A 5,045-nucleotide genomic window follows, 5' to 3' on the forward strand; every position below is an offset into this window, starting at 1 on the left:
ACTATCGAATCACCCTATTCAAAAGCAACTTGTCGAAGATATTTATAAAGAGTGGTACAACTTCTTTCAGTCTGAACAAAAACATGACTTTTTGTTCAAGTCTGAAACACACGATGGATTTTTTCCTGCATCGATTTCTGAAACAGCCAAAGGTAACAATGTAAAAGATATCAAAGAATATTATCATGTGTATCCTTGGGGCCGTATTCCTGATTCACTTAGAGCCAATATTCTTGCATATTATGAACATGCCAATACCCTAGCTGCGGAATTACTCAGTTGGATTGAAAAATATACACCGGCAGATGTTGCGGAAAAATATTCTATTCCATTACCAGACATGATTGCTCAAAGCCAACAAACCTTGTTGCGGATTTTACATTATCCACCAATGAAAGGTGATGAAGAAATGGGCGCTATCCGTGCAGCAGCGCATGAGGACATTAACCTCATCACTATATTACCTGCAGCAAATGAACCTGGATTACAAGTGAAAACCAAAACAGGTGAATGGATTGACGTACCTAGCGATTTTGGCAGCATCATTATTAACATCGGTGACATGCTGCAAGAAGCATCTGGTGGTTATTTTCCTTCCACTTCACACAGGGTAATCAATCCTGAAGGGACAGACAAAACCAAATCACGGATTTCATTACCGCTGTTTTTGCACCCTAATCCAGAAGTAGTACTATCAGAGCGTTATACCGCAGACAGCTATTTACAGGAAAGATTACGTGAATTAGGCGTTATTTAAACATTAATGCTTCATTTAACAATGATACTAAGCGCCTTCGGGCGCTTTTTTTATGCATTTAATCTGCTAACGAGGTAGAATATCACTTTTGTATTTATTGTATTTACTCTCCGGTTTATAAGGCAACATCATGGCAATTCAGTGGTATCCAGGACACATGCACAAAGCACGTAAAGAGATCGAGGAGGCAATGCCTCAAGTGGATCTCGTTATTGAAGTGCTCGATGCACGTATTCCATACAGCAGTGAAAATCCGATGGTGTCACAACTACGTGGTGATAAACCCTGCATTAAATTACTGAATAAATCTGATTTAGCCGATCCTAAGGTTACCGCCCAATGGATTGAATACCTAGAACGTGAACAAGGCGTTCAGGCATCAGCAATCACAAGTTTACAACCCAGTATGGTAAAAAGCATTCCTGATCTTTGCCGTAAACTGGTGCCACACCGTGACATCATGGAAAAAGACATTCGCACCATGATCATGGGTATTCCTAACGTCGGTAAATCTACAATTATTAATACCTTAGCGGGTCGCACTATAGCTAAAACGGGTAATGAACCTGCAGTCACAAGACGTCAGCAACGTATTAACTTACGTAATGGAATCGTACTATCGGATACTCCGGGCATTTTATGGCCAAAAGTGGACAACGAAGCCAGTAGCTATCGCCTTGCTGTCACCGGTGCAATTAAAGATACCGCTATGGAATACGAAGATGTGGCAATGTTTGCTGCTGGCTATTTCCTTGAAGCCTATCCTGACGAAATTTGTGAACGTTATAAGCTTCAATCGCTACCAGCCAGCGATATCGAATTACTCGAAGCTATCAGTCGTTCTCGCGGAGCACTTCGCCCTGGCGCCCGAGTTGATTACCATAAAGTATCTGAACTATTACTACATGAATACCGCTCAGGGAAAATCGGACTTTTAAGCCTTGAAACTCCGGCGATGGCTGAAGTAGAAAAAGAGGAAGTTGCACGTAAATTAGCTGAGAAAGAACTCATTAAACAGCAGAAAATAGAGCAAGAGAAACTTAAACGCTCCGGTAAACGTTATAACGATTAAGCCGAACAAAGTCTAGGTCGTCAACATCAATGACGGCCTAGCACTTATCATTCAGAGTGACCTATCATGCTAAGTAGCCTGAATTAAGTAATCATAATTAAGTCGCCTAGATAAGTAGCTTAGTTAAATCCCTTAGTTAATTGATTATATTTCAACGATTAGCTAGTTTAATCGCCAATGCAGCTAAACTGGCTTCAAGTAAATTGATAACCATCTCAAATCCTCTTTCACCACCATAATATGGGTCAGGTACTTCTTCGACTAACGAATCACCATAGCTTAATATCAACTGTAATTTATATCGTAAATGGGCAGGACACCTGTCTTTCAAATCATTTAAATTGGCAAAGTCTGCCGCTAAAATTAAATCGAATCGTTCAAAGTCAGCGTCGATAACCTGCCGAGCTTTCATACCTGAAAAATCAAGTCCGCGCTTGTTGCCAGCAATAATACTGCGACTGTCCGGAGCATGCCCTTGATGATAGGCAATAGTCCCTGCAGAATCGATGTCGAGTTGAAGCGAGTGACGTTTCATTTGTTGCCTAAACACTGCCTCTGCCGTCGGCGAGCGGCAAATATTACCCATACAGACAAACAACACCGAGCGAACATTTAAAAGATATTTATCATCGATCATTGATAACCGCCATTATCTCCAGTTTTATATCATCACTTAATCATATTGCCGATACCTTAACCGGGGTTATGATCATTACCAATTGTAGTTCTACATTTAGTTTTACCATTAATTATACAATGATACGCAACGCAACATGCCAGCAATTTTGAAGCGTTATTGCGGTGGTCTTTGTCGCAGAAAAGTAGCAAATCTTGGCGTCCCTTTTTGAGTTAAGCCTAAATATTGATAAGTAATGGTAGAACCGACTAAAGGTGGATTTTCTCGTTGTTTATCGCTTAAACCACTGCCGATATTAAACACTATCCCCGCAGGTGTTTTTACAATTAACGCACCTAGTTTACCTCGATACTTACCCTTACCTTCTGTATGACCAATCACTACAGCTTCAGCGTCATATTTGGGTTTGAGCTTAACAATATACTCACTGCGGCCGACTGCATAATGCGCTTGCTGATAATGTAACATCAATCCTTCACCACCAGCATTAACGATGGAATCAAGCAATGTAAACAGAGCTTCAGTTGAAGCCACCGGCTCCTGCTTAATGACCTGTAAATGTATGGAGGCCGTTTGTTCTGCCAACATTTTCATCGCTAAGTAGCGTTCAATAAAAGGGCCTGAATGCCGCGGTAAATCAAACATCATAAACTTAACTTCCTGCCACTCTTTATCAGGTACTTGCTGACGTCGAACCAATGCTGAAATATCTTCGAAACGGTTATGACCTAACCAAAGTTCACCATCAATGGCAGTATCAGGAAAACCAAGGGTAAACGACGGAGGTAATGCCACTTTTCGGCCACTGCGAGTCAGCATGTTACTGCCATCCCAGTAGCCTCGAACACCATCAAGCTTCTCGCTGACTAAGTATTCAGTGACATCTATATCTTGTTGATATTTTGTTGCCAACTGAATAGGAGGTATTGATAACACTTCACTCTTTATCGTAAAACAATGCAGTGAAATAATGACCAAAATAAAAAGATACGGTAGCTTACGCATATGCAATCCTTGCTAAAAGTTAAATCCATTTAGTGTTTTTTCATTTTCGTTCAAAAGTTTATTTCAATATCCCGATGATTGTACTCTCTCGGCATCGAGCCACTTCCAAGTAAAACCTCTAAAATACTGCTATAACGCCTATCATCTGTGGATGAATACGACTTTCACCTGTTTAAATGATTCTCAACCCTCTACAGGGTTAGGTGAGCGTAGTACAAACAGAATAATTATCCATTCATTGGTAGGGCTTATATTGATATAAATCGATGCATAATGAGGGCATATACCATCACAACAATAAATATTTGTTTTGTTCTACAGCACATCATAAGACCTAAATTACTGCTGGAAGCATATGAACGGAATGTTACAATCTACGGAATTAACATTAATAAAGATAATGAGTAAAATGAAACCAGAGAACAATCATGGTCTAAAACGCGTGTTTCGAGCGACAGGGTTTTCTATGCAAGGTCTAAAGTCAGCGTGGAAAAACGAAGCGGCATTTAGACAAGAAACCGTGCTTGCTTGCCTAATGTTACCCATTGCTCTGCTACTCAATATAAGTAGTACTGAACGTATTTTGCTTATCATGACAGTATTAATTGTATTGATTGTAGAATTGCTGAACTCCGCTATTGAAGCGGTAGTTGATCGGGTTGGTGATGAGATCCACCCACTCAGTGGTCAGGCAAAAGACATTGCTTCTGCAGCAGTCTTTCTCAGTTTAATATTATGTGCAATCACTTGGGGCATCGTTATTTGGCCATTACTGTTTTAGTAACGGCCAGACGAATATCATTCAGTGCGCTTATCGGTTGTCAGAATTGAAATGGCTTGTTCAATATAAGCAAGTCTTTCATTTTCAGCCCAATATGCAGCATACACATGTCTATGGATACATTTTGCATCATCCACGACATATAAGCTCCCGTTATCTAAATAAGGCTTTATAAGTGCTTCAGGCAAAAATGCACCTCCACCATTATTAAGTATAAAGTCCAATGCCATACGAGCAGAACTTGTGTGTAATACCGGCAAAGGCAACATGGTAAAATCTTGGGCATGAGTGATATTAAAGGCGGTACCCCAGTCTACTTTTATATAAGGTAAAGTAGGTGTTTGTGTAAGCTTAACGCCTGCTTGTTTGGATACTAAATACAATTTTACTTCAGCAAGCTTAACTAATATGACTCCATCAAGCTTTGGAGGGTCAAAAGTAATCGCAATATCTAAAGTTCGTTCAATAAGTTGGCGAGTCATCACCGTTGCAGGTAATACATCAGTTCTTAAAGCCACCCCTTCTAAGCCTAAATGTAATGGCTGCAAGAAACCTTGTAAAAAAGCATCCCAAATATTATCGCCAGCCGACAACGCTAACTGAGCACTGTGTTGCTGATTTAAAATAATATCTTGTTTTGCCCTTTCCCAAGCATTAAGCACTGCCTCAGCATGGCCGAGCATTCTTTCACCAGCAGGTGTTGGTTGAATATTGTTACGTAAGCGTTCAAATAACTCTAAACCCAAAATATTTTCTAACTGCTTTATCCTAAAACTGACAGCACTTCGAGTGA

Annotated in this window: 6 protein-coding genes; 3 read left to right on the plus strand and 3 right to left on the minus strand. The window is 40.2% G+C overall.

What is annotated here, in order from left to right; genetic code table 11:
• Both CXF78_RS09780 and ylqF read left to right on the plus strand, forming a co-directional pair.
• A partial coding sequence (locus CXF78_RS09780; protein ID WP_102036656.1) for a 2OG-Fe(II) oxygenase family protein occupies window positions 1-757 on the plus strand: 757 nt, incomplete at its 5' end.
• Between the two features lie 130 nt (window positions 758-887).
• A complete protein-coding gene (ylqF, locus tag CXF78_RS09785; RefSeq protein WP_011636959.1) occupies window positions 888-1,829 on the plus strand; it encodes a ribosome biogenesis GTPase YlqF in 942 nt (313 codons plus the stop codon).
• 151 nt (window positions 1,830-1,980) lie between these two features.
• Here the strand turns inward: ylqF and CXF78_RS09790 are convergent, their stop codons facing one another.
• Both CXF78_RS09790 and CXF78_RS09795 read right to left on the minus strand, forming a co-directional pair.
• A complete protein-coding gene (locus CXF78_RS09790; RefSeq protein ID WP_011636958.1) occupies window positions 1,981-2,466 on the minus strand; it encodes a low molecular weight protein-tyrosine-phosphatase in 486 nt (161 codons plus the stop codon).
• Window positions 2,467-2,622: 156 nt separating this feature from the next.
• A complete protein-coding gene (locus tag CXF78_RS09795) occupies window positions 2,623-3,471 on the minus strand; it encodes a DNA ligase (protein ID WP_102036657.1) in 849 nt (282 codons plus the stop codon).
• Window positions 3,472-3,880: 409 nt separating this feature from the next.
• Between CXF78_RS09795 and CXF78_RS09800 the strand changes: the two genes are divergently transcribed.
• Entirely contained in the window at window positions 3,881-4,252 is a 372-nt protein-coding gene (locus CXF78_RS09800) for a diacylglycerol kinase (RefSeq protein WP_102036658.1), read from the plus strand.
• A gap of 17 nt (window positions 4,253-4,269) precedes the next feature.
• On the opposite strand, the gene CXF78_RS09805 is transcribed toward CXF78_RS09800, so the two are convergent.
• The coding region (locus CXF78_RS09805; RefSeq protein ID WP_102036659.1) for a LysR substrate-binding domain-containing protein at window positions 4,270-5,045 on the minus strand (776 nt) is incomplete at its 5' end.

Source organism: Shewanella sp. 11B5, assembly GCF_002836795.1.
GTDB classification, from domain to species: Bacteria; Pseudomonadota; Gammaproteobacteria; order Enterobacterales; family Shewanellaceae; genus Shewanella; species Shewanella frigidimarina.